Annotated in this window: 2 protein-coding genes; both read right to left on the bottom strand. The window is 60.4% G+C overall.

Annotation, left to right across the window (positions count from 1 at the left end; all coding sequences use genetic code 11):
* A partial coding sequence (locus SJ312_RS23225; protein WP_031998776.1) for a recombinase family protein occupies nt 1–273 on the bottom strand: 273 nt, incomplete at its 3' end.
* Nucleotides 274–578: 305 nt separating this feature from the next.
* Nucleotides 579–1292: class 1 integron integrase IntI1 (gene intI1, locus SJ312_RS23220; RefSeq protein WP_033915444.1), on the bottom strand; the 714-nt coding region annotated here is incomplete at its 5' end.

Genomic DNA, 1292 nt, shown 5'->3' with positions numbered 1-1292 from the left:
TTTGACGAACTCCATGCGCACGCCCCGTTGTGTCAGCCCTTGGACGATGCGGCGCAGGTCATCAAGGTTGCGTGCCAGCCTGTCCATGCTATGCACCACCACGGTGTCGCCCTCGCGGACGAAGGCCAGCAGCCTTTCCAGCTCGGGACGCTGGGTGTCCTTGCCAGAAGCCTTGTCGGTGAACACCCGCGCCACCTGAACACCCTCCAATTGCCGTTCCGGGTTCTGGTCGAAGCTGCTGACGCGGACATAGCCGATGCGTTGACCTTGCAAGATGCCTCCAAAGGCAAAAGTGTCAGGATGAAATCTATTACCTTTGACGGAATATGTCAATCAATAGGAAATTTAACTCTATTCTGACATCGTTTGCACATGGTGTCGTTTTCAGAAGACGGCTGCACTGAACGTCAGAAGCCGACTGCACTATAGCAGCGGAGGGGTTGGATCCATCAGGCAACGACGGGCTGCTGCCGGCCATCAGCGGACGCAGGGAGGACTTTCCGCAACCGGCCGTTCGATGCGGCACCGATGGCCTTCGCGCAGGGGTAGTGAATCCGCCAGGATTGACTTGCGCTGCCCTACCTCTCACTAGTGAGGGGCGGCAGCGCATCAAGCGGTGAGCGCACTCCGGCACCGCCAACTTTCAGCACATGCGTGTAAATCATCGTCGTAGAGACGTCGGAATGGCCGAGCAGATCCTGCACGGTTCGAATGTCGTAACCGCTGCGGAGCAAGGCCGTCGCGAACGAGTGGCGGAGGGTGTGCGGTGTGGCGGGCTTCGTGATGCCTGCTTGTTCTACGGCACGTTTGAAGGCGCGCTGAAAGGTCTGGTCATACATGTGATGGCGACGCACGACACCGCTCCGTGGATCGGTCGAATGCGTGTGCTGCGCAAAAACCCAGAACCACGGCCAGGAATGCCCGGCGCGCGGATACTTCCGCTCAAGGGCGTCGGGAAGCGCAACGCCGCTGCGGCCCTCGGCCTGGTCCTTCAGCCACCATGCCCGTGCACGCGACAGCTGCTCGCGCAGGCTGGGTGCCAAGCTCTCGGGTAACATCAAGGCCCGATCCTTGGAGCCCTTGCCCTCCCGCACGATGATCGTGCCGTGATCGAAATCCAGATCCTTGACCCGCAGTTGCAAACCCTCACTGATCCGCATGCCCGTTCCATACAGAAGCTGGGCGAACAAACGATGCTCGCCTTCCAGAAAACCGAGGATGCGAACCACTTCATCCGGGGTCAGCACCACCGGCAAGCGCCGCGACGGCCGAGGTCTTCCGATCTCCTGAAG

This window comes from Providencia sp. CIM-Carb-044 (assembly GCF_033901115.1).
GTDB classification, from domain to species: Bacteria; Pseudomonadota; Gammaproteobacteria; order Enterobacterales; family Enterobacteriaceae; genus Providencia; species Providencia hangzhouensis.
This window is presented reverse-complemented; position numbering and strand designations above follow the sequence as displayed.